The sequence below is a fragment of the Neisseria zalophi genome (assembly GCF_008807015.1).
In the GTDB taxonomy this organism is placed as follows: Bacteria; Pseudomonadota; Gammaproteobacteria; order Burkholderiales; family Neisseriaceae; genus Neisseria; species Neisseria zalophi.
The window spans coordinates 1,597,194-1,619,874 of record NZ_CP031700.1 but is presented as its reverse complement, the minus strand read 5'-3'; the positions used below and the strand labels follow the sequence as shown (position 1 = coordinate 1,619,874).

Below are 22,681 nucleotides of genomic sequence, written 5' to 3'. Positions count from 1 at the left end.
GTTTTAAACGTTTCAGACGGCCTTTAATAAGGTTTAGTGACTTTGCCCGGCTTGTTCGGCCAGCCAGTTGCGTGGTTTTAAAAAGTCGTTTAAACGCGCTTCTGGCGAATCGGGTTCGGGCTGATAACTGTATTCAAACCGTACCAACGGCGGCATCGACATCAAAATACTTTCCGTGCGCCCACCGCTTTGCAGGCCGAATAAAGTGCCCCTGTCCCAAACCAAGTTGAATTCGACATAACGCCCACGGCGGTAGAGCTGGAATTGGCGCTGGCGTTCGCCGAAAATAATGTTTTTGCGCTTGGCAACAATGGGGATATAAGCCTGTATATAGCCCTCGCCGACGGCCTTGATAAAGTTCAGGCAGGTATCGAAATTCCAACGGTTTAAATCATCAAAAAACAAGCCGCCGACGCCGCGGGTTTCGCCACGGTGCTTCAAATAGAAATAGTCGTCGCACCATTGTTTGTATTGCGGATAAACATCATCGCCGAAAGGTTGGCATAAGTTGGCAGCGGTTTGATGCCAATGCAGAATATCTTCTTCAAAAGGATAAAATGGGGTGAGGTCGAAACCACCGCCAAACCACCACACCGCTTCACCGCCTTCGGGATAGGCAATGAAAAAACGTACATTGGCATGGCTGGTGGGAATATAGGGGTTTTTCGGATGGATAACCAATGAAACACCCATCGCTTCAAAGGGTGCGCCGGCCAATTCGGGGCGGTGTGCCGTTGCCGAAGCGGGCATGGTATCGCCTTTAACATGCGAAAAATTCACACCGGCCTGTTCGAAAACGGCACCATTTTTTAAAACGCGGCTTTCGCCAATGCCCAATTTGCTTTGCCATTGGTCGGCGATAAATTTTGCACCGCCGTCTTGGTTTTCCAAAGCGCTGCAAATTTGGTCTTGCAATGTTTTCAATACGCTTAAAACGGACTCTGTATGCATATTATTTCCTTCAAAAGAAAGTTTTCAGACGGCCTTTGAGATAAACCATTCTGAATACTTATTTTATAAAAGGCCGTCTGAAACCTATTTTCAGACGGCCTTTGTCAATACAGCCTATCGCTTATTCGCTATCGGTTTTCGGCACTTGGCGCGGTTCGCGTTCAGGCGCTTCCAACAAGGCTTTCATGGATAAACGCACACGACCGCGGTCGTCTACTTCAAGCGCTTTCACTTGTACGTTTTGGCCTACTTGTAAGTAATCGCTAACGTTTTTCACGCGTTCGTGGGCGATTTGGCTGATGTGTACCAAACCGTCTTTACCCGGAATCACGGAAACGATGGCGCCGACATTGTTGTCGAGAATTTTCAAAACCGTACCGTCATACACTTTGCCCACTTCCACTTCGGCAGTGATTTCTTCAATGCGTTTTTTCGCAGCTTCACCGGCTTCTTGAGTAGTGGCGGCAATGGTTACCGTACCGTCTTCGGCAATATTGATTTCGGTGCCGGTTTCGGCAGTCAGGCCGCGGATGGTTTCGCCGCCTTTACCGATAACGTCGCGGATTTTATCTTGCGGGATTTTCACGGTGAACAGGCGCGGCGCGTGGGCGGATAACTCTTGCGGGCCTTCAACGGCTTCTTTCATTTGCGCCAAGATGTGCATACGCGCTTCTTTGGCTTGTGCCAACGCGATTTGCATAATTTCTTTGGTGATGCCTTGGATTTTAATATCCATTTGCAAAGCGGTGACACCGTCGGCGGTACCGGCTACTTTAAAGTCCATATCGCCTAAGTGGTCTTCGTCACCCAGAATATCGGTTAATACCGCGAATTTGTTGTTTTCCAAAATCAAACCCATGGCGATACCGGCAACGTGTGCTTTTAACGGCACACCGGCAGAGAGCAGGCTCAAACAGCCGCCGCATACGGAAGCCATAGAAGAAGAGCCGTTAGACTCGGTGATTTCGGAAACCACGCGCATGGTGTAGCTGAATTCTTCGGGAGACGGCAAAACGGCAACCAAAGCACGTTTAGCCAAACGACCATGACCGATTTCACGGCGTTTCGGCGGGCCCATACGGCCGACTTCACCGGTAGAGTACGGCGGGAAATTATAGTGCAGCATAAAGCGGTCGGTATATTCGCCGCTTAAAGCATCGATAATTTGTTCGTCGCGGGCGGTGCCCAAAGTGGCAACGGCCAGAGCTTGGGTTTCGCCACGGGTAAACAGGGCGGAGCCGTGGGTGCGCGGTAAAACGCCGGTTTGGATATTAATCGGGCGTACGGTGCGGGTGTCGCGGCCGTCGATACGGGGATGGCCGTCCAAAATCTGACCGCGAACCACGTCGGCTTCCAATTGTTTGAACATGCCTTTGATTTGGTTGGCAGCCAACGTATCGGTTTCTTCGGTAATCAAAGCGTCTTTAACTGCATTCCATGCTTCGTCGAGCTTAGCCGAACGGGCTTGTTTTTCACGGATTTTAAAGGCTTCGCTGATAGAATTACCGGCAAGTTCACGGATTTTTTCCAACAGGGCGGCATCTTTTTCGGCCGGTTGCCATTCCCATACCGCAGGATTCACTTCATCGGCAAATTCGTTGATGGCGTTAATCACGGTTTGCATTTGTTCGTGGCCGTAAACTACCGCGCCTAACATTACGTCTTCAGGCAGTTCGCTGGCTTCGGATTCCACCATCAATACTGCTTTTTGGGTACCGGCAACCACTAAATCCATTTTCGATTTAGTCAATTGCGCTTTGGTCGGATTCAATACATAAGCATCGTTAATAAAACCGACACGGGCGGCACCGATAGGGCCGTTGAACGGCACGCCGGTTAATACCAATGCGGCGGAAGCGCCGATCATCGCAGGAATATCGGAATCAATTTCAGGGTCGATAGAAACCACCATCGCCACGATTTGAATGTCGTGGTAGAAACCTTCGGGGAATAAGGGGCGGATAGGGCGGTCGATTAAGCGGCTGGTGAGAATTTCTTTTTCACTTTGTTTGCCTTCGCGCTTGAAAAAGCCGCCGGGGATTTTACCGGCAGCATAAGTACGCTCAAGATAATCAACAGTTAGCGGGAAGAAGTCTTGGCCTTCTTTCACATCTTTATTGGCGGTGATGGCAACCAGAACCACGGTGTCGCCCATAGAAACTTTAACGGCAGCATCGGCCTGACGGGCAATTTCACCGGTTTCCAAGGTAACGGTGTGTTCGCCGTATTGGAAAGATTTAACGTGCTTGTTGAACATTTTGTTCCTTTCGGTTGGTGCCGTTGCCGCTAAAACACTAATGATGCACACAAATAATCAAACTATGTGCATGGTTAGAGCTTCAGGCAGACATCGGCGGGATTTGGGTTTTCAGACGGCCTATCTTTATTGCAGACCGCAACTATAGATTATAGCGTTAAAACGGGTTGGAATCCAAATAAGAAAACGCTTTGAAATGTTTTTGGCATACAGTATCGGATTTTAAAACGGCCAAGCGGTTTATAACGGCAGGTGAGTTTGGAGATTAGACTCATTGAAATACATTGTTTCACAAAGGCCGTCTGAAAGGTTTTCAGACGGCCTAAAAATATATCGTATATTAAAGGGCGGTATTTGACCGTCTCATGAGAAAAAACGTACACTTAAACTTATTCAGGTCACCATTAATTCCAGGAAAAAGAAATGACTACCACGCAATTGCTCCAAAAACTTACCGATATTGTCGGTGCACCTTATGTGATAACCGATCCGAGTAAAACCGAACCCTATCGGCAGGGCTACCGTTTCGGCGAGGGCAAAGCGTTGGCCGTTGTTCGGCCGGGAACGATACTGGAGCAATGGAAAATTTTACAGGCCTGTGTAGAAGCCGATGTGATTGTGATTACACAAGCGGCCAATACCGGGCTGACCGGCGGTTCGACCCCCGATGGCAACGATTACGACCGCGATATTGTGATTGTGAACACCATGCGCATGAATATCGTGCAGCCGATTAACAATAACGAACAAGTTGTCTGCCTGCCTGGTTCGACTTTAAACCAGCTCGAAGTTTTATTAAAACCGTTGGGCAGAGAGCCACATTCCGTATTGGGATCGTCTTGTATCGGCGCATCGGTGTTGGGCGGTGTGTGTAATAATTCCGGTGGTGCATTGGTGCAGCGCGGGCCTGCTTATACGGAAATGGCATTGTTTGCCCAAATCAACGAGCAGGGCGAGCTGGAGTTGGTGAATCATTTGGGGATTGATTTGGGTGACACCCCCGAAGAAATACTAACCAACCTACAAGGTCATCATTATCAGAAAAAAGATATTACCGTTGATGCCGGGAAAGGGCACGACCATACCTATTGCCAACATGTCCGCCAAGTAGACGAACCCAGCGCCGCGCGTTTTAATGCCGATCCTTCCCGTCATTATGAAGCATCGGGTTGCGCCGGTAAGCTGATGGTTTTTGCCGTGCGCGTGGATACTTTCCCGCTGGAAGAAAAGACCGCCGTTTTTTATATCGGTACCAACGATACGGCGGAATTAAACGGCATCCGCCGCCATATTTTAACCAATTTTCAAAACCTGCCGATTTTAGGCGAATACCTACACCGCGGCGCGTTTGATGTGGCGGCCAAATACGGTAAAGATACGTTTTGGATTATTAAAAAATTCGGTACACACCGTCTGCCCGCTTTATTTGACTTTAAAGCCAAAGTGGAACGCTTCAGTAAAAAAGTAACTTTCCTGCCCAAGCATTTTACCGATAAAGCTTTGCAATTTATTGCCGGCTGTCTGCCCGAGCATTTGCCTGCTTCTTTATATGATTTCCGCGACCGCTACGAACACCATTTGATTTTGAAAATGGGTGGTGCGGGCGTAGAAGAAGCGCGTGCTTTCTTAAAAGATTATTTTGTCGATAAAACAGGTAGTTATTTTGAATGTAATCCCGAAGAGGCGCAGGCGGCTTTATTGCATCGTTTTGCCGTCGGCGGCGCATCGGTGCGCTATCGTGCCGTGCATACTGAAGATGTGGAAGATATTGTTGCCCTTGATGTGGCGCTGCGTCGCAATGATCATGATTGGTTTGAAAAGCTGCCGTCTGAAATCGACGATCAAATCGGCATGAAAGTGTATTGCGGCCATTTCTTATGCTATGTTTTCCATCACGATTATCTGGTGAAAAAAGGCCGCGATTGTGTGGCTTTGGAACATGAAATGCTAGAATTATTAGAAAAACGCGGCGCGCAATATCCTGCCGAGCATAATGTCGGCCATTTGTATGAAGCCAAGCCTGCGCTGAAATCGTTTTACAGGAAATTGGATCCGACCAACAGCTTTAATCCGGGCATCGGTAAAACTTCTAAGAAAAAATATTGGGCTTGAATCAATCCGCCCATAATATAAGGCCGTCTGAATAATTGAACTGCACCCCAAAAGTTGGACACTCCTCCAACCCATTAAGGTGCAGTTTTCTTATGAGCAAATATACATTAGACTTTAAATACCAAGCCGTGCAATATTATCAGCGCGTACGCAGCCAACAGCGTACTGCCGATCACTTTAATATTTCCCGTACCCATTTACGCCGTTGGATAGCCGCATACAACCAAGGCGGCATCCGCGCACTTGAGCATCCGCAGGCCATTATGATCATCAAACGCAAAAACCCCTTTATCGTCGATAAACCCGACCACGAAAAAACACAGGCGGAACTAATCGAAGAGTTGCGCTATATGCGGGCGGAGAACGACTATCTAAAGGAATTAAAAGCCCTCAGGCAGAAAGAAGCGGTCGCCAAAAAAGCGAAGCCGTCCAAGCACTGAGGGCAAAACATCCGCTTAAATACCTGCTGCACAGTGCTGCACTGCCCAAAAGCAGCTTTTATTACCACCACGGCCGTCCCGACCCGGACGAACAGGACAAAGCCGCCGTTGCCGAAGTTTATGCCCGCCATCAAGGGCGTTACGGATACAGGCGGATTGCCGCCACTTTGTCATGGAATAAGAAAAAGGTTATCCGTTTGATGAAACTGTTGCAATTGAAAGCCAAAGTGCGTCCGAAAAAAGCCTACCGCCATCCGGCAATGGGCGAACCGTCGGATAATATTCTGAACCGCCGCTTTGAGGCGCAAAAGCCCAATGAGAAATGGCTGACGGATGCCACCGAATTCAAGTGCAGCAATGGCAAACTGTATCTGTCACCGATATTGGATGTATTTAACCGCGAAATCGTCGCTTATGCGATGAGCCGCCGCCCGAACAGCGAGATGGTGGAAAGAATGCTGAATGATGCGGTCTGCAAACTGACAAAGGCAGATAAAGTGCTGCTGCATTCCGATCAAGGTGTGCTGTACCGTACGGAAGCCTACCGCCGCACGTTGGCAGAACACGGCATAGTGAAAAGTATGTCGCGTAAAGGCAATTGTTGGGACAATGCACCGATGGAAAGCTTCTTTGCGATACTGAAGACGGAATGCTTTTATCAGGAAGGCAAAGTTTCGACAACAGAGCTGATGCAGACAATAGATGACTATATACGATACTACAATCATGACAGATGTAGTTTGAAATTGAAAAAGCTGAGTCCTGTGGCATACAGAACCCAGCTCGAAAAGGCAGCCTGAAAAGGCTTTTATGTTTGTCCAAGATTTGGGGGTCAGATCATAATATTTCAGACGGCCTTTTGTTACTGAATGATAGAACTATACAACCGTATCTAATGCTTTGCCGGAAGTATTTTTCTTAAACTTCAAAACAGCTTTGTCGTTGGCTTCATCCCAATCTATCCGCACAAAACCGCCGTCGGCCAGTTTGCCGAAGAGCAGCTCATCTGCCAATGCCTTGCGGATTTTGTCTTGAATCAGGCGCGACATCGGGCGGGCGCCCATTTGCGGGTCGAAGCCTTTTTTCGCCAGATATTTCCGTAAAGCCGGTGAGAATTCGACTTCCACTTTTTTCTCAAGCAGTTGTTGTTCCAATTGCAATAGGAATTTATCCACCACTTTGGCAATCACGGCTTCGCTGAGCGGTGAGAAGGCAATCACGGCATCCAAACGGTTGCGGAATTCGGGTGAGAATTGTTTGTTGATGGCTTCCATTTCATCACCGCGCTCGCGTTTGCCGGCAAAGCCGATGGTCGGCTTGCTTAAGCTTTCCGCACCGGCATTGGTGGTCATAATAATAATCACATTGCGGAAATCGGCGCTTTTGCCGTTGTTGTCGGTTAATTTGCCGTAGTCCATCACTTGCAGCAATACATTGAAAATATCGGGATGGGCTTTTTCGATTTCGTCGAGTAATAAAACGCAGAAAGGCTGTTTGTTTACCGCTTCGGTTAACAAGCCGCCCTGCTCGAAACCGACATAACCCGGCGGCGCACCAATCAGCCGCGATACGGCATGGCGTTCCATATATTCCGACATATCAAAACGTTGCAGCGGAATGCCTAATGAAAATGCTAATTGTTTGGCTACTTCGGTTTTCCCTACGCCGGTCGGGCCGGAAAACAGGAAGCTGCCGATAGGTTTATTGGGTTGCCCCAAACCGGAACGTGCCATTTTAACTGCGGCCACCAAAGCATCAATGGCATCATCCTGACCGAATACCATATTTTTCAAATCGCGCCCTAAATATTGCAGCACTTGTTTGTCGTCGTGGGAAACGGTTTTTTCGGGAATGCGCGCCACTTTGGCAATCACGGCTTCAATTTGGGCTTTACCGATAACTTTTTTCTGTTTTGATTTTGGCAAAATGCGTTGTGCCGCACCGGCTTCGTCCATCACGTCAATGGCTTTATCGGGCAGGAAACGCTCGTTAATATAGCGTGCGGAAAGCTCGACCGCAGCCTCTAAAGCGCCGGCGGTATAGCGCACGTTATGAAAGCTTTCAAACATCGGTTTTAGGCCGCGCAAAATCTGTACGGTTTCGCTGATGCTGGGTTCGACGATATCGATTTTTTGAAAGCGACGGCTTAATGCGTGGTCTTTATCGAAAATCGTACGGTATTCGTCGTAAGTGGTCGCACCGATGCAGCGCAGTTGGCCTTTTGCCAATGCGGGCTTGAGCAGGTTGGATGCATCCATCGTGCCGCCGGAAGTGCTGCCCGCGCCGATAATGGTATGGATTTCGTCCACAAACAAAATGGCATGGGGAATTTTGGCCAATTGTTTGAGCACGGCTTTAACACGTGCTTCAAAATCGCCACGGTATTTGGTTCCGGCCAATAGCGCGCCCATATCCAGTGAAAAAACAACGGCATTTTTTAAGTGGTCGGGCACATTACCTTTTACGATAGAGTGCGCCAAACCTTCAGCTAACGCGGTTTTTCCGACACCGGCCTCGCCGACCAGTATCGGGTTGTTTTTACGGCGGCGGCATAAAACCTGAACCAAGCGTTCCATTTCATGCTTACGGCCGATTAGCGGATCGATACGGCCTGCTGCCGCTTCGGCATTCAGATTGATGGTGTAAGACGAGAGCGCATCTTTTTTATTGGGCCCTTTTTCTTCTTTTTCCTCTTCCTGCTCTTGTCCGTCAGAGTCTTCAGATGAGTCATCGGAAGCGCCTTTGCCGTGCGCCAGCGTGCGGAGAATGTCATAACGCGTTACCGATTGCAGTTGCAGAAAATAAACGGCAGGGCTATCGGTTTCGCTCATTAGCGCCACCAGAACATCAATCGGCTTCACTTCGCGCTTGTCGGCAGATTGGGCATGCACCATGGCACGCTGCAATACGCGTTGAAAGCCCAAAGTAGGTTGTGTTTCGGTTTTATCGAGTAAATGTGCGGGTAGAATCGGGGTATTATCAACAATACTGCTGATAAGCTGTTCGGAAAGCACTTTGCAGTCTACATTGCATTCTTGCAAGGTTTCCCGTACATCGTCACTTTGTTCGATTAACACCAGCAATAAGTGCTCCAAGCTGATTAACTCATGCCGTTGCTTGCGTGCATCGGCGTAGAGAATTTGTAAAATTTGCTCAAGCTCTTCTGAAATCATTTATACCTCCTCAACAACACATTGTAGCGGTTGTTCTTCCTGTCGGGCGAGCCGCATAACCTGTTGCTGTTTTGTTTCGGCTATATCGCGGCTGTAAACACCGCAAAGCCCTTTACCTTCGTGATGCACCAGCAGCATCACGGCGATTGCCCGCTCTTCGGGCAGCATGAAGATTTCCGTTAATACCTTAACAACAAAATCCATGGTTGTGTAATCGTCGTTCAAAAGAAAGACGCCATATTTTTTAGGTGGGGCTGTTTTGTTCCGGTTTAAAGTATCGGTATCAGTATCATATTGGGTGTTATTTTTGGTCATATTAAGTCTTCAGTGAAATTTCGGATATGGCTTAATGTTGTTTTTTGCATTATTTTAATAAATTTCGTTTTTTTTCCCCAAACACTACTTGACTATACACCTTAACATAGGTAAAAAGTGAGTTAGCAGAGCTTGGCATCCACAATATAAATCTTAGTTTAGGAGAAATCGGAACTTTTGGTTTTTTGAGTTGCCTTATATTTGCTGTTTTTTGTTAATTTTTTTTAGTATAGGAAGTTCAATGGCAACCGGTATTGTTAAATGGTTTAACGACGCTAAAGGTTTTGGTTTCATTACCCCCGATGAAGGCGGCGAAGATTTGTTCGCTCATTTCTCTGCAATCAATATGGATGGTTTCAAAACATTAAAAGAAGGTCAACGCGTTTCTTTTGATGTAACCACCGGCCCGAAAGGCAAACAAGCTGCCAATATTCAGGCTGCTTAATTTAAAGTTGTGCCGGTTTTGCCGGTTTCAATGATTAGTGTATGGCAGGTTTTTTTAAACCTGCCATTTATTTTTATGCAGATTCTTTATTTTCAAGATGACAGTTTGTAAATAAAATCTCACAATTTTTTAAATATCAATCCAATCATGCCCGATCTCGATTATCAGAATGCGTGCCGGCAAATAGAAGAATTAATTCATTATCTTCGCCAAAACCAATCCCAGTCATGCACGTTGGCAGATGAAGAAGATCTGATTCTAACAAGGCTTGCCGATTGGCAAACTGATTTAAAACCGCATCATAAGCAGGCCATTGCCGCTATTGACGAATACTACCGCCGTTTTCTAGAAAATTAAACGTAAGTAACTATTTAATAAAATAAACTTTGATATGAATATTGTAAAACCCGGTGTTTACCGCCATTATAAAGGCCAGTTATACGAAGTTATCGGTACGGCGCACCATTCGGAAACCGAAGAAGAAATGGTGGTATATCGTGCCTTATATGGCGAATATGATTTGTGGGTGCGCCCCTTATCCATGTTTGTGGAAAGTGTGGTTTATCATGATAAAAGCGTACCCCGCTTTTTGTGCTTGAAAGCATTTTAAATAGGGTTTCAGACGGCCTTCTGATAAAATAGGCCGTCTGAAAAGATTAATACGATTGAACGATTATGAGTATAGCCAATAACCGCAAAGCATTTCACGACTATTTTATCGAAGACCAAATCGAAGCCGGTTTGGTTTTAAGCGGCTGGGAAGTAAAAGCCATCCGTGCCGGTAGGGTGCAGCTTAAAGAAAGCTATATCCACTGGAAAAAAGACGCGTTTTATCTGGTGGGCTGCCATATTACTGCATTGGCCGATGCTTCCACCCACGTGAAGACCGATCCCGTACGCCCGCGTAAATTATTATTGAAGCAGTCTGAGATTAATAAACTAATCGGCAAAACAGAGCGCTCGGGCTACACCATCGTGCCCTTAAATCTGCATTATCACCGTGGCTATGTGAAAATGGATATCGGGCTGGCGAAAGGTAAAAAACAACACGATAAACGCCAAAGCCTGAAAGAAGCCGATTGGAAACGTGAGAAACAACGCTTGATGAAAAACGCGGGTTAATCCAATTCGGTTTTATGCCCATTTCTTGAGATGCTATATTTTCAGACGGCCTCTATATAAAATAGCCTTATAGGCCGTCTGAATATGACTATATTTAAGCTGTCGGAGTTTTATACCATGCCACAATCTTCACTTGCATTGCCGCTGTTTTTAATTGCCGCCGGAGCGGTTTGGTTTTTAAAAAGTACGGGTGTGCTTCCGGCAACGGCTACGCTGATTGCCATCGGCTTGGCTGTCGTCGGCATTGTGGTATTGTTGGTAGACGGCATCAATAAACAATCCATCGTATCCGGCCCGTTTTTGGTTTATATCGGCGCGGCGGTTTATTTAAGAAACGAATACATTTTCGGCTATTCGCCACTGATTGCATTGGGTATGATTATTCTCGGCGCATTGCTGTTGTTGTCGCGCAGTAGCATCGTGCCCTACAAACATCAAAAACAGCTTAAAGAATAATCAGCCGTTAATGGCAAACTGATTCAGGCCGTCTGAAAAATGGTACAATGCTGCCTTTTCAGACGGCCTTATTGATTAACCCGTCTGTACCCATATAAATCTTTCGATACAACCTGTTCTCATCCCAAAGAAACCGCTATGACCCAAGACAAAATACTCATTCTCGATTTTGGTTCGCAAGTAACCCAACTGATTGCCCGCCGTGTACGCGAAGCGCATGTTTATTGCGAGCTGCATTCATTCGATATGCCTTTGGAAGACATTAAAGCCTTTAACCCCAAAGGGATTATTCTTTCAGGCGGCCCCAATTCCGTTTATAACTCCGATTATCAGGCCGATACCGGTATTTTTGACTTGGGTATTCCCGTGCTCGGCATCTGCTACGGCATGCAGTTTATGGCCTACCATCTCGGCGGCGAAGTTTCCCCGGGCGACCAGCGCGAATTCGGCTATGCCCAAGTGAAAACCATTGATTGCGAATTAACGCGCGATATTTTCGACCATCAGCCGAATATCTTGGATGTGTGGATGAGCCATGGCGATAAAGTATCCAAACTGCCGGAAGGCTTTGTGGTGGTAGGCGATACCCCGAGCTGCCCGATTGCCATGATGGAGCATGCCGAAAAACAATTCTACGGCATTCAATTTCACCCCGAAGTTACCCATACCAAACAAGGCCGTGCGCTGTTGAACCGTTTTGTATTGGATATCTGCCAAGCGCAACCGAGTTGGACCATGCCCAACTATATCGACGAAGCCGTTGCCAAAATCCGCGAACAGGTCGGCACCGATGAAGTGATTCTCGGCCTTTCCGGCGGCGTGGATTCTTCGGTGGCCGCCGCATTAATTCACCGCGCCATCGGCGACCAGCTAACCTGCGTATTTGTCGATCACGGTTTATTGCGCCTGAATGAAGGCGAAATGGTGATGGATATGTTTGCCCGCAACCTTGGCGTGAACGTGATTCATGTAGATGCAACCGATGACTTTATGGGCAAATTGGCCGGCGAAACCGACCCCGAGAAAAAACGCAAAATTATCGGCGCCGAGTTTGTCGAAGTTTTCCAAAAAGAAGCCGGCAAACGCCAAAATGCCAAATGGCTGGCACAAGGCACGATTTATCCCGATGTGATTGAAAGCGCCGGCGCCAAAACTAAAAAAGCCCACGCTATTAAAAGCCATCACAATGTCGGCGGCCTGCCCGAAACATTAAACCTGCAATTGCTCGAACCCTTGCGCGATTTGTTTAAAGACGAAGTGCGCGAATTGGGCGTTGCACTCGGTCTGCCGCGCGAAATGGTGTACCGCCATCCGTTCCCCGGCCCCGGCTTGGGCGTGCGTATTTTAGGCGAAGTGAAGAAAAACTATGCCGACTTACTGCGCCGTGCCGATGATATTTTTATTCAGGAATTGCGCAACCATACCGATGAAAACGGCACTTCTTGGTATGACCTCACCAGCCAAGCCTTTGCCGTATTCCTGCCGGTGAAATCCGTCGGCGTAATGGGGGACGGCCGCACCTATGAATACGTTGTCGCCTTACGCGCCGTTGTAACCAGCGATTTTATGACCGCACACTGGGCGGAACTGCCTTATTCGCTGCTGGGCAAAGTGTCTAACCGCATTATTAACGAAGTACGCGGCATTAACCGTGTTGTGTATGACGTGAGCGGTAAGCCGCCTGCTACGATTGAGTGGGAGTAGAGTAATCAAAAAAGAGCAACTATTTAGTTGCTCTTTTTTGATTATAATAATTTTTAGTAATACTCTTTATTTTTAATAATTGATTGATTTTGGTTTGAGAGTTTTTTTCATCATTAATGTTGTTTAGTCTTGAATCAATATTATCAATTTCATTTTTAAGTTTATTTAAGATTTTACTAAAATTTTTATTTTCTTTATCTTTATATATAACTATAGTTTCAATTATCTTTGATATTTTTTCTAGTTTACTTCTTAATAATTTAAGATGTGAATAGGATTGATATTTATCAAGAAATTTAAGTGAATTATTAATATTTGTTTGTTTATGATTTAGTTGAATGTTCCATTGCCCATGTGCTAGTTTATTTCTAATTTGAATTAAATTTTCTATTTCAATAAAATAATCTGACTGAAATATATTAGAGAGATCCTGAATATTTATATTATCAAAATTATTTAACCCTTTCTGCATAATTTTTTCTATTGAAATTTTATATGTAGCTTGCCACTTTTCTGAAATAGATCTACATTCTTGTATTTGTTCTACCTCATTTGGCTTAAAAGCAGCACTAGAGTTTTCATTAATTATTTTAAATAATTTAACTTCAAACCAATTGGCTAGTAATAAAGCATATAGTCTTGTACTAGAAATATAATCATTAGCAGCATGTTTTTCACATTTAGAGATATAATATTGCGCTCTCTTTTGTTTGCAAATCTCTTCAATAATAGATAACTGATTTTCTGCGCCAAGAAGATTATTTTGATATATCTGATATAAATTTTCTTTATTTAGAGTCATAATAAATCTTTTGCGTGAATCCTATACTCGAAAATAATCAAACTAATTTAATTACTTTCGAGTGCAGGATTCGAACCTGCTAATATTCTTTGTTTCCAAAGCGTGTTTTACCCATTTACACCATACTCGCTACTACAAACAATATTACATGCTATATTGTTTGTAAAGTAATATATTAATATCCATGTATATTAATATTATTTAATATGTTGTGTCCATAATTCTTTTAAAGTTTAAGTGTCTAGTCAACTTCTCCGATAAAGCAAAACAATCGTTTCAGCCGCTTTCACACACGTTTCAATATCGGCAACCAATGCAATGCGTACATAGCCTTTGCCGGGGTTGCCTTGCGGGGTGTCGCGGGCGAAGAAGCGGCCGGGTAAAACTTGGATGGCGGCTTTTTGCCAGAGGTTGCGGGCGAATGCCAAGTCGTCGCCGTCGGGTACGGGCAGCCAGATATAGAAAGAGGCTTCGGGTAGGTGCACATCGAAGGCTTGCTGCAATATCGGCAGCACTTTATCGAATTTTTCCTGATAAAGGCGGCGGTTTTCGATAACGTGTTCTTCGTCGTTCCATGCGGCAATGCTGGCATATTGGATGGGCAGCCCCATAGCGCTGCCGTGGTAGGTGCGGTATAGCGAAAAGGCTCGAAGCAAGGCGGCATCGCCGGCAACAAAGCCGGAGCGCAGGCCGGGTACGTTGGAGCGTTTGGAAAGGCTGGTAAACATCACAATGCCTTTATTGCTGCGGCCGAGTTGTGCGGCGGCTTGCAGGCAGCCGATGGGTTTTCGGCCTTGAAAATAGATTTCGGAATAGCATTCGTCGGAGGCGATAACGAAGCCGTAGCGGTCTTGCATCGCGAAGAGTTCGACCCATTCGTCGAGCTGCATCACGCTGCCGCTGGGATTATCGGGCGAGCAGATAAAAACCATTTTGGTACGCTGCCAGATGTCTTCGGGTATGTTTTTCCAATCGGGGGTAAAGCGGGGCGGGTGGTTGTTGGTGAAATAGATTTCGCCGCCGCCGAGCAGGGTGGCGCCTTCGTAAACCTGATAAAAAGGATTAGGACTGATAACGATGGGCTTGGGGCCGTCTGAAGTGGGGTCCAGCACCACTTGGGTAAATGAAAACAGTGCTTCGCGCGAGCCGAGTACGGGCAGGATTTCGGTTTCGGGGTCGAGCTGCAAACCGTCATAGCGGCGTTTGGCCCAATTGGCGCAGGCTTGGCGCAGTTCGGGCAGGCCGTTGGTCATGGAATATTTTTCCAAACCGGATAATGCGGCGGTTAGTGCGTCGGTGATGATTTTGGGCGCGGAGTGTTTGGGTTCGCCGATATGCAGGGGAACGGGGGTTATGCCGGCGGGGGCGGGAATATCTTTCAGGGCGGCACGCAAACGGGCGAAGGGATAGGGTTTGAGTGTGTCGAGTAATGGATTCATAATGTTATGGATTGATGATTAATTAAATAAGTCATATCTTAGCATTAAAAACCTGAATGGGCAGGCCGTCTGAAATGATTTTTCAGACGGCCTGTTTCATGAGGGGAAAAGGTGTATAACTCAAAACGGGTTATCGGGCAGGTTTGTTTTTCTGCTATTATTCGGCGGTTAGGAAAAAGGCCGTCTGAAAGGATAAAGAGAAGATGAAAGTGGCTATTGTAGATTACGGTATGGGCAATCTGCATTCGGTTTTAAAATCGGCGCAGGCGGCGCAAAAGTTGGCGGATATTCCGTCGGAAATTATATTGACCGACCGCCCTGAAGAAGTGTTTGCCGCCGATAAAGTTATTTTTCCGGGGCAGGGCGCGATGCCGGATTGTATGGCGGCTTTGCAAAAAAGCGGCTTAGGCGAAGCAGTTTCAGACGGCCTGAAGAATAAACCTTTTTTCGGCATTTGCGTGGGCGCGCAATTGTTGTTCGACCATAGCGAAGAGGGCGACACGGCGGGCTTGGGTTGGTTTGGCGGCGATGTGAAGCGTTTTCGCAACGATTTGCATGATGCGAACGGCGACCGGTTGAAAGTGCCGCATATGGGCTGGAACACGGTTCACCAAACGCAGGTGCATCCGCTGTTTGCCGATATTGCCCAAGATACGCGCTTTTATTTTGTGCATAGTTATTACTTTGCGCCCGAGCAGTCGGATATTGTGTTGGGCACCAGCGAATATCCGGAACAGTTTGCCTGTATTGTCGGCAAAGACAATGTTTTTGCCACGCAGTTTCATACTGAAAAAAGCCATGACGCCGGTTTATTGCTGATGCGTAATTTTTTACGCTGGAATGGTTGAGTTGTGTAGTAAAATAAGCAGGTTTTTCCAACCGTTTCAGACGGCCTTGTTTGCGATGAAATAAGAGGCCGTCTGAATAATGATGCAGATAACGGACAGATTATGTTATTGATTCCCGCGATAGATTTAAAAGAAGGGCGTTGTGTGCGCCTGAAACAAGGCTTGATGGATCAGGCAACGGTATTTTCCGACAATCCGGCAGAAACCGCGCTGCACTGGCTGAAACAGGGCGCGCGCCGCCTTCATTTGGTCGACTTGGACGGCGCTTTTGCCGGCAAGCCGAAAAACCTTGAAGCGGTCAGCAATATTTTGCAAGAAGTGGCGAAAGATATTCCGGTGCAATTGGGCGGCGGTATCCGCGATTTGGCAATCATTGAAAAATATTTAGATTTGGGGCTGAACGATGTGATTATCGGCACGGCTGCCGTGAAAAATCCCGAATTTGTGCGCGAAGCGTGCAAAGCATTTGCGGGTCGGATTATTGTGGGCTTGGATGCGAAAGACGGCATGGTGGCCATTGATGGCTGGGCAACGGTAACCGATTATCATGTTGCCGAGTTGGCCAAGCGTTTTGAAGACGACGGCGTGAACAGCATTATTTATACCGATATCGGCCGCGACGGTATGATGAGCGGTGTGAATATCGAGGCTACGGTAAAACTGGCCGAAGCCGTGCGTATTCCCGTTATCGCTTCGGGCGGTTTAACCAATCTGGACGATATCCGCGCTTTGTGCGCCGTAGAAAAAAGCGGTGTGGCCGGCGCGATTACGGGCAGGGCGATTTATGAGGGCAGTATTGATTTTGCCGAAGCCCAACAATTGGCTGATTCGTTAACTGCTCAAAATATTTAATATCAGGCCGTCTGAAATCAGGTATGCCGGTTTTCAGACGGCCTATTAATAAAAATAATGAAACGGCATATAATAAAATCTTTTGTTATTTTTTAAGTATTTATTTTAAGGGGTAATCCATGTTTCAAGCATTTGTATTGGGTTTTTGGGCGGTGTGGTCATCTGATCGTGATATTCATGCCGTTAGCGAAGGATTGGCTTTTACCATTCTGGCTGTTTTAATCGGCATGGGTATGGCATTTGAAATACCCTTTATCGACGGGCAATGGGTTGCGGTGAACTGCCTGCTGTGGGCTTATGTGTCTTTATTGCTGGGTGTTGTAAACCGTTATGCGCAAAATTTTATGGGTTCGTTGGTGATGGCATCAATCGGTGCGCTGGGTTATTATTATTTCTATATGCATCTGCCTGAATGGGTGGCGGATTGGATGGCTTAAACACGGGCTGCTTCGGCAGCCTTGATTTTTCCCCACACTCTCGATCATAGGGTTGGTATCGCCTAATGGGTGAAATAGTTGTTTGAAAAATAAAAAAAGGAAACAAGAATATGGCATTGGCTAAGCGTATTATCCCTTGTTTGGATGTGGATAACGGCCGCGTGGTGAAAGGCGTGAATTTTGTCGGCCTGCGTGATGCGGGCAATCCTGTCGACGTGGCCAAACGTTATAACGATGAAGGCGCCGACGAATTAACTTTTCTCGATATTACCGCGTCTTCCGATAATCGCGATACCATTTTGCATGTGATTGAAGAAGTGGCTTCGCAAGTGTTTATTCCGCTCACGGTCGGCGGCGGGGTGCGTTCGGTGGCCGATGTGCGCCGTTTGCTGAATGCGGGCGCCGATAAGGCCAGTATTAATACGGCGGCGGTTACCCGTCCTGATTTAGTGAATGAAGCCAGCGGTTTTTTCGGTTCGCAAGCGATTGTTGTGGCGATTGATGCGAAAGCGGTGAATGCGGAAAATACCCGTTGGGAAGTGTTTACACACGGCGGCCGTACGCCTACCGGCATTGATGCGGTGGAATGGGCGGTAAATATGCAGAAGCGCGGTGCCGGTGAGATTCTGCTCACCAGTATGGATAGAGACGGCACCAAGGCGGGCTTTAATCTGCCGCTCACCCGCGCGGTTTGCGAAGCGGTGGATATTCCGGTGATCGCTTCGGGCGGCGTCGGCAATATTGCACACTTGATAGAGGGCGTGAAAGAGGGCAAGGCCGATGCGGTCTTGGCGGCCAGTATTTTCCACTTCGGCGAAGTGGGTATTCATGAGGCTAAAGAGGCTATGCGCGCAGCGGGAATCGAAGTGCGCTTATAAACTTGTCTGAATCAGGCCGTCTGAAAAGGCGGAATAAAGAAAGCAATAAATGAAAAAACCGTTGTTTATATTGTTGATGTCGTCTGTGTTGGCTGCTTGTGGCGGTGGTTCGACCGATAAAATCGGTGAGGCCGATACCGTTTTTAATCTGCTCGGTAAAAATGACCGTATTGAAATCCATGCTTTTGATGATCCGCAAGTTCGAGGCGTAACTTGTTATATTTCTTATGCGAAAAAAGGCGGTTTGAAAGAGACGGTGAATTTAGAAGAAGATGCTTCCGATGCTTCGGTATCGTGTGTTCAGACGGCAGCACAAGTCAGCTATAACGAAGCGGAAGTGCTCAAGCCGCAGCAAGTCTTCAAAAAAGGCTCGAGTTTGATTTTTAAAACCTTACAGGTGATGCGCTACTACGACCCGACCCGAAAAGTGTTTTCCTATATGATTTATAGTGATAGGGTGATTGAAGGTTCGCCGAAAAATGCAATGGATGCTTTTTCATGCTATACCGGGGCACCGCTTAATCAGGCACAATCGAATACATCGACGGGTACGCAGGTTTATGGTTCGTGTTTGGTGACGACGGCACAAAAATAATCCGGCCGTCTGAAAACAGCAGAGGCAACGCATATGGATTTGACTTATTGGCATTATCTGGCTATTGCGGCTTTGGGCATTTGTGCCAGTATTATCAATATATTGGCCGGCGGCGGCTCTAATTTTATTTTGCCGCTGTTGATGTTGTTCGGCGTGCCGCCCGATGTGGCTAATGCAAGCAACCGCGTTGGGATTTTTTTCCAATCGTTAACCGGTATTCGTGGTTTTTATAAAGCAGGCGTTTTGCCTACTTATGATTTACGCGGCATTTTGTTGCCGGTAGCGGCAGGTGGTTTTGTCGGATCTTGGCTGGCATCGGTCTTGCCCAATACCATTTTAAAGCCGGCATTATTATTGTGCATTCTCGGTGTGGCCATACTCACTTTTGTGAAACCTCAGCTTTTAATGCCGTCTGAAAACACGAGCGAGCGGAAAGTTTCTGAAACGCGTGCCGCATCGCTGCTTTTGTTTGGTGTGGGGATATATGGCGGTTTTGTACAGGCGAGTGTGGCCTTTTTATTGCTGCCTGTATTGGCAGGTGTTTTGAATTACAGCCTGTTGCGTGCCAATTCTTTGAAATTGGTGTGTACTTTGGCATTTACCGTCGTCTCTTTGGTGGTATTTATCACACAGGGAAAGATTTGGTGGGATGTCGGTCTGATTCTGGCGGCAGGCAATACCATTGGTTCGCTGATTGGTGTGAAAATTGCCTTGAAACTGCCGCCGGAAAAATTAAGATTGATTTTAATGGTGATGACTGTGGTAGCAGTGATTGCGGCATTCTTGAAATAAATAAAACGGCGAACGTATGAAAAGTGCTTCGGTGCCGCTTTTTTGTTATGATGCCGCACCGTCAGGGATAAGGGTGTTGTTACCGTGATAAAAAATAATAAACCCCTGTTTAATCAGCCTAGCACATGATCAATCGGTTTGGAGGAGTATTTGAGATGTCCGAAGCGTTATTGGATGCGGTTAAATTTGATGAAAAGGGCTTGGTTTGTGCCATTGCCCAAGATGCGGCAACTTTACGGGTGCTGATGGTGGCATGGATGAATGCCGAAGCCCTGCAAAAAACTGCTGAAACCGGCTATGCCCATTATTACAGTCGTTCACGCCGCAAACAGTGGATGAAGGGTGAAGAATCGGGGCATACCCAAAAAGTTTTCGAGCTGCGTTTGGATTGCGACGGTGACGCGGTTATTATGTTGATTGAACAAGCCGGCGGCATTGCCTGCCATACCGGTCGGGAAAGCTGTTTCTACCGCGTTTGGCGTGGCGGCGAATGGCAGATTGTCGATGCAGTATTGAAAGACGAAAAAGAAATTTACGGACATACGCATACACACGGCTAAACATGGTTACAATAACAAGGCCGTCTGAAAAAATGATGGTCTGTATTTGCCGTATGGTGAAACAAGCGTTTGCATGATTAGCCATTGAGGTAAAAATATGAACGAACAGGTTTTAACCGAAATTCAGAATGTTATCGACGGGCGCAAAAACAGCAGCCCTGAAACGTCTTATGTTGCAGGGCTTTTGCATAAAGGCGAAGACAAAATTCTGAAAAAAGTGATTGAAGAAGCCGGCGAAGTATTGATGGCATCAAAAGATGGCGGTGGCGAGCATTTGGTTTATGAGGTAGCCGATTTATGGTTTCACACCCAAGTGTTGCTGGCACACCACGGACTGCGGGTCGAAGATGTGATTAGCGAATTGGCACGCAGACAAGGTTTGTCGGGGCTGGTGGAAAAAGCTTCTCGGCAGGAAAGTTGAAATTGTATTAAAATCGGTCGGATAACAGATGTCGGAAGCCGTCTGAAAACTTATTTTCAGACGGCCTCTGTTGAAATATAAGTATATTAAGCCATCTGCCGATACACAAACCGCTATTTTGGAGCTTCTGATGACCGATTGTATTTTCTGTAAAATTGCAGATAAGCAAATTCCCGCCGATATTGTTTATGAAGACAACGATATGTTGTGCTTCAAAGATATTAACCCGGCCGCACCTGTTCATTTGCTCTTGATTCCGAAGCAGCATTTGGTTTCTTTGGCAGAAGTCGGGCCGGAGCATGAAGCCCTGTTGGGCAAAATGATGGTTAAAGTACCTGAAATCGCCGAAGCCAACGGTTTGGGATACGGATTCAAAACCCATATCAATACCGGCAAAGGCGGCGGGCAGGAAGTGTTTCACCTACATATTCATATTATGGGTCGGCCGGTTTAAGGCGGCTTTTAATTTTTTAAATATTTTAAATAATCAAATCAAAAGGATTTTACGTTATGGGTAGCTTTTCTATTTGGCACTGGGTGATCGTTTTAGTGATTGTCGTATTGGTATTCGGTACCAAAAAATTGCGTAATGTCGGTAAAGACTTAGGCGGTGCCGTGCATGATTTCAAAAAAGGTTTGAATGAAGGCGAAGAAGGCAAGAAAGAAGATATCGTAGAGCATCAAAAAGACAACGATAAATCGGCTTAAAACAATGTTTGATTTTGGTTTTAGCGAACTACTGCTTATCGGTGTGATTGCCTTAGTAGTGCTCGGCCCGGAACGGCTGCCTAAAGCCGCGCGGGCGGCCGGTAATCTGCTTGGGCGTGTACAACGTATGATCAGCAGCGTTAAAGAAGAGCTAAGCGCACATGCCGATATGGAAGAATGGCGTAAAGCCAAAAGCGAATTTGAATCGACCGCCGAGCAGATACGGGGCGAAATTACCAGTATCGGCTCAACGGCGCGCCAAGACCTTCATGAGATTTCAGACGGCTTAAGTGTTCCCGCATGGGAACGTGTGCCCGAGCAACGTACGCCGGCCGATTTCGGCTTGGATGAAAACGGTATGCCTTTGCAAGATGCTGCAGAAGAAACGCAATGGGATGACTATGAGATGCCGTCTGAAACAGCAAACAGTGTGGGCGGCAACTATTCTTATGGAAACAGCTTCCATACCGCTTCAATACGCAAACAAGCCATCAGGCGCAAGCGCAGTGCGCGGCCGCGCCAACGTCCCCAACCTCAGCTGCGCGTGCGCAAGAAATGAGCAACCGTGTCTGAATCCGAACAACAATATTCCCAGCCTTTAGTGGAGCACTTAATCGAATTACGCCGCCGTCTGATGTGGTTGATTCTCGGTGTTTTAATCTGTTTTCTAGGGCTGATGCCGTTTTCCCAACAGCTTTATAGCTTTGTCGCCAATCCGCTGATGGCCACTTTACCGGCCAATACCAGTATGATTGCCACCGATGTGGTGGCGCCGTTTTTTGTGCCGGTGAAAGTAACCTTGATGGTGGCTTTCTTATTATCACTGCCGCATACGCTGTATCAGGTATGGGCATTTGTGGCGCCGGCACTGTATCAAAATGAAAAACGCCTGATTACGCCTTTGGTGCTTTCCAGCGTGATTTTGTTTTTTACCGGTATGGCTTTTGCTTATTTTTTGGTATTCCCGATTATCTTTAAATTTCTAGCCGGTGTAACACCTGTCGGCGTGAATATGGCAACCGATATTGATAAGTACCTGTCGTTTGTTTTAGGGATGTTTGTCGCATTCGGGACCACTTTCGAGGTGCCGGTAGTGGTGGTATTGCTCAACCGTATGGGCATCGTTTCTCCGGCGCAATTAAAAGTGGCGCGGCCTTACGTGATTGTCGGTGCTTTTGTGATTGCTGCGGTGATTACGCCTCCGGATATCATTTCGCAAATTATGCTGGCGGTACCGTTGATTTTACTTTATGAAGCCGGATTATTGCTTTGTCGGTTTATGAAACCTGCTGATAGAGATGATGAAGATTAAGCGGTTTTTTTAACTAAAACACAAATAAAAAGCCGTCTGAAGTTTGACCTGCCCCCAAAAAA

At 46.7% G+C, this 22,681-nt stretch carries 27 protein-coding genes; 21 read left to right on the top strand and 6 right to left on the bottom strand.

Annotated elements, in window-relative coordinates:
* Positions 1 to 33: 33 nt before the first annotated feature.
* Positions 34 to 951 (bottom strand): oxygen-dependent coproporphyrinogen oxidase, encoded by a 918-nt coding sequence (gene hemF, locus D0T92_RS07495; protein ID WP_151051644.1) that lies wholly within the window; start codon positions 949 to 951, stop codon positions 34 to 36.
* A 121-nt stretch (positions 952 to 1,072) separates the two neighbouring features.
* Positions 1,073 to 3,208 (bottom strand): polyribonucleotide nucleotidyltransferase, encoded by a 2,136-nt coding sequence (pnp, locus tag D0T92_RS07490; protein ID WP_151051642.1) that lies wholly within the window; start codon positions 3,206 to 3,208, stop codon positions 1,073 to 1,075.
* Between the two features lie 423 nt (positions 3,209 to 3,631).
* Here pnp and dld point away from each other — a divergent pair, with 423 nt between their 5' ends.
* From dld to D0T92_RS07475, 3 genes are all read left to right on the top strand, one after another.
* A complete protein-coding gene (gene dld / locus D0T92_RS07485) occupies positions 3,632 to 5,320 on the top strand; it encodes a D-lactate dehydrogenase (protein ID WP_151051640.1) in 1,689 nt (562 codons plus the stop codon).
* 92 nt (positions 5,321 to 5,412) lie between these two features.
* On the top strand, positions 5,413 to 5,760 hold the full coding sequence (locus D0T92_RS07480) for a helix-turn-helix domain-containing protein (RefSeq protein WP_151049971.1): 348 nt from the start codon (positions 5,413 to 5,415) through the stop codon (positions 5,758 to 5,760).
* Positions 5,700 to 6,560 (top strand): IS3 family transposase, encoded by an 861-nt coding sequence (locus tag D0T92_RS07475; protein WP_151050639.1) that lies wholly within the window; start codon positions 5,700 to 5,702, stop codon positions 6,558 to 6,560. Before D0T92_RS07480 ends, D0T92_RS07475 begins: the two co-directional genes overlap by 61 nt.
* A 78-nt stretch (positions 6,561 to 6,638) precedes the next feature.
* Here D0T92_RS07475 and clpA read toward each other — a convergent pair whose 3' ends face one another.
* The gene (gene clpA / locus D0T92_RS07470; RefSeq protein WP_151051638.1) at positions 6,639 to 8,933 is read right to left on the bottom strand and encodes an ATP-dependent Clp protease ATP-binding subunit ClpA; all 2,295 of its coding nucleotides are present in this window, start codon (positions 8,931 to 8,933) and stop codon (positions 6,639 to 6,641) included.
* Positions 8,934 to 9,248 carry an ATP-dependent Clp protease adapter ClpS gene (clpS, locus tag D0T92_RS07465; protein ID WP_151051636.1) on the bottom strand — a complete coding sequence of 105 codons (315 nt, stop codon included), beginning with the start codon at positions 9,246 to 9,248 and terminating at the stop codon, positions 8,934 to 8,936. It abuts the gene before it with no gap.
* Between the two features lie 241 nt (positions 9,249 to 9,489).
* On the opposite strand from clpS, the gene D0T92_RS07460 reads away from it, so the two are divergent.
* The 6 genes from D0T92_RS07460 to guaA all read left to right on the top strand — a co-directional run bounded on the left by D0T92_RS07460 (position 9,490) and on the right by guaA (position 12,975).
* Positions 9,490 to 9,693: a cold-shock protein gene (locus tag D0T92_RS07460; RefSeq protein ID WP_003682902.1), complete on the top strand. Its 204-nt coding sequence runs from the start codon at positions 9,490 to 9,492 to the stop codon at positions 9,691 to 9,693.
* A 147-nt stretch (positions 9,694 to 9,840) separates the two neighbouring features.
* A complete protein-coding gene (locus tag D0T92_RS07455) occupies positions 9,841 to 10,050 on the top strand; it encodes a branched-chain amino acid ABC transporter (protein ID WP_151051634.1) in 210 nt (69 codons plus the stop codon).
* A 34-nt stretch (positions 10,051 to 10,084) separates the two neighbouring features.
* Positions 10,085 to 10,303 (top strand): DUF1653 domain-containing protein, encoded by a 219-nt coding sequence (locus D0T92_RS07450; RefSeq protein WP_151051632.1) that lies wholly within the window; start codon positions 10,085 to 10,087, stop codon positions 10,301 to 10,303.
* 65 nt (positions 10,304 to 10,368) lie between these two features.
* Complete coding sequence (smpB, locus tag D0T92_RS07445) at positions 10,369 to 10,815, top strand: SsrA-binding protein SmpB (RefSeq protein WP_151051630.1); 447 nt, start codon at positions 10,369 to 10,371, stop codon at positions 10,813 to 10,815.
* Positions 10,816 to 10,932: 117 nt separating this feature from the next.
* Entirely contained in the window at positions 10,933 to 11,271 is a 339-nt protein-coding gene (locus D0T92_RS07440; RefSeq protein ID WP_151053021.1) for a hypothetical protein, read from the top strand.
* A 138-nt stretch (positions 11,272 to 11,409) separates the two neighbouring features.
* Positions 11,410 to 12,975, top strand: a complete 1,566-nt coding sequence (gene guaA / locus D0T92_RS07435; protein WP_151051628.1) for a glutamine-hydrolyzing GMP synthase — start codon at positions 11,410 to 11,412, stop codon at positions 12,973 to 12,975.
* 19 nt (positions 12,976 to 12,994) lie between these two features.
* Here guaA and D0T92_RS07430 read toward each other — a convergent pair whose 3' ends face one another.
* Positions 12,995 to 13,777, bottom strand: a complete 783-nt coding sequence (locus D0T92_RS07430) for a hypothetical protein (protein ID WP_151051626.1) — start codon at positions 13,775 to 13,777, stop codon at positions 12,995 to 12,997.
* Positions 13,778 to 14,022: 245 nt separating this feature from the next.
* Positions 14,023 to 15,216: a succinyldiaminopimelate transaminase gene (gene dapC, locus D0T92_RS07425; RefSeq protein ID WP_151051624.1), complete on the bottom strand. Its 1,194-nt coding sequence runs from the start codon at positions 15,214 to 15,216 to the stop codon at positions 14,023 to 14,025.
* A 203-nt stretch (positions 15,217 to 15,419) separates the two neighbouring features.
* Between dapC and hisH the strand changes: the two genes are divergently transcribed.
* The 12 genes from hisH to tatC all read left to right on the top strand — a co-directional run bounded on the left by hisH (position 15,420) and on the right by tatC (position 22,619).
* Positions 15,420 to 16,064, top strand: a complete 645-nt coding sequence (hisH, locus tag D0T92_RS07420; protein WP_151051622.1) for an imidazole glycerol phosphate synthase subunit HisH — start codon at positions 15,420 to 15,422, stop codon at positions 16,062 to 16,064.
* 102 nt (positions 16,065 to 16,166) lie between these two features.
* A complete protein-coding gene (hisA, locus tag D0T92_RS07415) occupies positions 16,167 to 16,916 on the top strand; it encodes a 1-(5-phosphoribosyl)-5-[(5-phosphoribosylamino)methylideneamino]imidazole-4-carboxamide isomerase (protein ID WP_151051620.1) in 750 nt (249 codons plus the stop codon).
* A gap of 119 nt (positions 16,917 to 17,035) precedes the next feature.
* Entirely contained in the window at positions 17,036 to 17,353 is a 318-nt protein-coding gene (locus D0T92_RS07410) for a multidrug transporter MatE (RefSeq protein WP_151051618.1), read from the top strand.
* A gap of 110 nt (positions 17,354 to 17,463) precedes the next feature.
* On the top strand, positions 17,464 to 18,231 hold the full coding sequence (hisF, locus tag D0T92_RS07405; protein WP_151051616.1) for an imidazole glycerol phosphate synthase subunit HisF: 768 nt from the start codon (positions 17,464 to 17,466) through the stop codon (positions 18,229 to 18,231).
* Positions 18,232 to 18,280: 49 nt separating this feature from the next.
* Positions 18,281 to 18,826, top strand: a complete 546-nt coding sequence (locus D0T92_RS07400; protein ID WP_151051614.1) for a CreA family protein — start codon at positions 18,281 to 18,283, stop codon at positions 18,824 to 18,826.
* 33 nt (positions 18,827 to 18,859) lie between these two features.
* The gene (locus D0T92_RS07395) at positions 18,860 to 19,618 is read left to right on the top strand and encodes a sulfite exporter TauE/SafE family protein (RefSeq protein WP_151051612.1); all 759 of its coding nucleotides are present in this window, start codon (positions 18,860 to 18,862) and stop codon (positions 19,616 to 19,618) included.
* A 155-nt stretch (positions 19,619 to 19,773) separates the two neighbouring features.
* Positions 19,774 to 20,178, top strand: a complete 405-nt coding sequence (gene hisI, locus D0T92_RS07390) for a phosphoribosyl-AMP cyclohydrolase (RefSeq protein WP_151051610.1) — start codon at positions 19,774 to 19,776, stop codon at positions 20,176 to 20,178.
* Between the two features lie 97 nt (positions 20,179 to 20,275).
* A complete protein-coding gene (locus D0T92_RS07385) occupies positions 20,276 to 20,599 on the top strand; it encodes a phosphoribosyl-ATP diphosphatase (protein WP_151051608.1) in 324 nt (107 codons plus the stop codon).
* A gap of 130 nt (positions 20,600 to 20,729) precedes the next feature.
* Positions 20,730 to 21,053 carry a histidine triad nucleotide-binding protein gene (locus D0T92_RS07380; RefSeq protein WP_151053020.1) on the top strand — a complete coding sequence of 108 codons (324 nt, stop codon included), beginning with the start codon at positions 20,730 to 20,732 and terminating at the stop codon, positions 21,051 to 21,053.
* Positions 21,054 to 21,109: 56 nt separating this feature from the next.
* A complete protein-coding gene (tatA, locus tag D0T92_RS07375) occupies positions 21,110 to 21,307 on the top strand; it encodes a Sec-independent protein translocase subunit TatA (RefSeq protein ID WP_151051606.1) in 198 nt (65 codons plus the stop codon).
* Positions 21,308 to 21,311: 4 nt separating this feature from the next.
* Positions 21,312 to 21,866: a Sec-independent protein translocase protein TatB gene (gene tatB, locus D0T92_RS07370; RefSeq protein WP_151051604.1), complete on the top strand. Its 555-nt coding sequence runs from the start codon at positions 21,312 to 21,314 to the stop codon at positions 21,864 to 21,866.
* Positions 21,867 to 21,872: 6 nt separating this feature from the next.
* On the top strand, positions 21,873 to 22,619 hold the full coding sequence (gene tatC, locus D0T92_RS07365) for a twin-arginine translocase subunit TatC (RefSeq protein ID WP_151051601.1): 747 nt from the start codon (positions 21,873 to 21,875) through the stop codon (positions 22,617 to 22,619).
* The last annotated feature ends 62 nt before the right edge of the window (positions 22,620 to 22,681 follow it).

Bases quoted from the DNA above. Each gene is read 5' to 3' on its own strand.
- D0T92_RS07460 (WP_003682902.1), top strand. From the start codon at position 9,490: ATGGCAACCGGTATTGTTAAATGGTTTAACGACGCTAAAGGTTTTGGT.
- dld (WP_151051640.1), top strand. From the start codon at position 3,632: ATGACTACCACGCAATTGCTCCAAAAACTTACCGATATTGTCGGTGCA.
- D0T92_RS07410 (WP_151051618.1), top strand. From the start codon at position 17,036: ATGTTTCAAGCATTTGTATTGGGTTTTTGGGCGGTGTGGTCATCTGAT.
- D0T92_RS07380 (WP_151053020.1), top strand. From the start codon at position 20,730: ATGACCGATTGTATTTTCTGTAAAATTGCAGATAAGCAAATTCCCGCC.
- D0T92_RS07430 (WP_151051626.1), bottom strand. From the start codon at position 13,777: ATGACTCTAAATAAAGAAAATTTATATCAGATATATCAAAATAATCTT.
- D0T92_RS07455 (WP_151051634.1), top strand. From the start codon at position 9,841: ATGCCCGATCTCGATTATCAGAATGCGTGCCGGCAAATAGAAGAATTA.
- clpA (WP_151051638.1), bottom strand. From the start codon at position 8,933: ATGATTTCAGAAGAGCTTGAGCAAATTTTACAAATTCTCTACGCCGAT.
- smpB (WP_151051630.1), top strand. From the start codon at position 10,369: ATGAGTATAGCCAATAACCGCAAAGCATTTCACGACTATTTTATCGAA.
- D0T92_RS07395 (WP_151051612.1), top strand. From the start codon at position 18,860: ATGGATTTGACTTATTGGCATTATCTGGCTATTGCGGCTTTGGGCATT.
- D0T92_RS07385 (WP_151051608.1), top strand. From the start codon at position 20,276: ATGAACGAACAGGTTTTAACCGAAATTCAGAATGTTATCGACGGGCGC.
- D0T92_RS07440 (WP_151053021.1), top strand. From the start codon at position 10,933: ATGCCACAATCTTCACTTGCATTGCCGCTGTTTTTAATTGCCGCCGGA.
- hisA (WP_151051620.1), top strand. From the start codon at position 16,167: ATGTTATTGATTCCCGCGATAGATTTAAAAGAAGGGCGTTGTGTGCGC.
- tatA (WP_151051606.1), top strand. From the start codon at position 21,110: ATGGGTAGCTTTTCTATTTGGCACTGGGTGATCGTTTTAGTGATTGTC.
- hemF (WP_151051644.1), bottom strand. From the start codon at position 951: ATGCATACAGAGTCCGTTTTAAGCGTATTGAAAACATTGCAAGACCAA.
- D0T92_RS07400 (WP_151051614.1), top strand. From the start codon at position 18,281: ATGAAAAAACCGTTGTTTATATTGTTGATGTCGTCTGTGTTGGCTGCT.
- hisF (WP_151051616.1), top strand. From the start codon at position 17,464: ATGGCATTGGCTAAGCGTATTATCCCTTGTTTGGATGTGGATAACGGC.
- dapC (WP_151051624.1), bottom strand. From the start codon at position 15,216: ATGAATCCATTACTCGACACACTCAAACCCTATCCCTTCGCCCGTTTG.
- pnp (WP_151051642.1), bottom strand. From the start codon at position 3,208: ATGTTCAACAAGCACGTTAAATCTTTCCAATACGGCGAACACACCGTT.
- tatB (WP_151051604.1), top strand. From the start codon at position 21,312: ATGTTTGATTTTGGTTTTAGCGAACTACTGCTTATCGGTGTGATTGCC.
- clpS (WP_151051636.1), bottom strand. From the start codon at position 9,248: ATGACCAAAAATAACACCCAATATGATACTGATACCGATACTTTAAAC.
- hisH (WP_151051622.1), top strand. From the start codon at position 15,420: ATGAAAGTGGCTATTGTAGATTACGGTATGGGCAATCTGCATTCGGTT.
- D0T92_RS07480 (WP_151049971.1), top strand. From the start codon at position 5,413: ATGAGCAAATATACATTAGACTTTAAATACCAAGCCGTGCAATATTAT.
- hisI (WP_151051610.1), top strand. From the start codon at position 19,774: ATGTCCGAAGCGTTATTGGATGCGGTTAAATTTGATGAAAAGGGCTTG.
- guaA (WP_151051628.1), top strand. From the start codon at position 11,410: ATGACCCAAGACAAAATACTCATTCTCGATTTTGGTTCGCAAGTAACC.
- D0T92_RS07450 (WP_151051632.1), top strand. From the start codon at position 10,085: ATGAATATTGTAAAACCCGGTGTTTACCGCCATTATAAAGGCCAGTTA.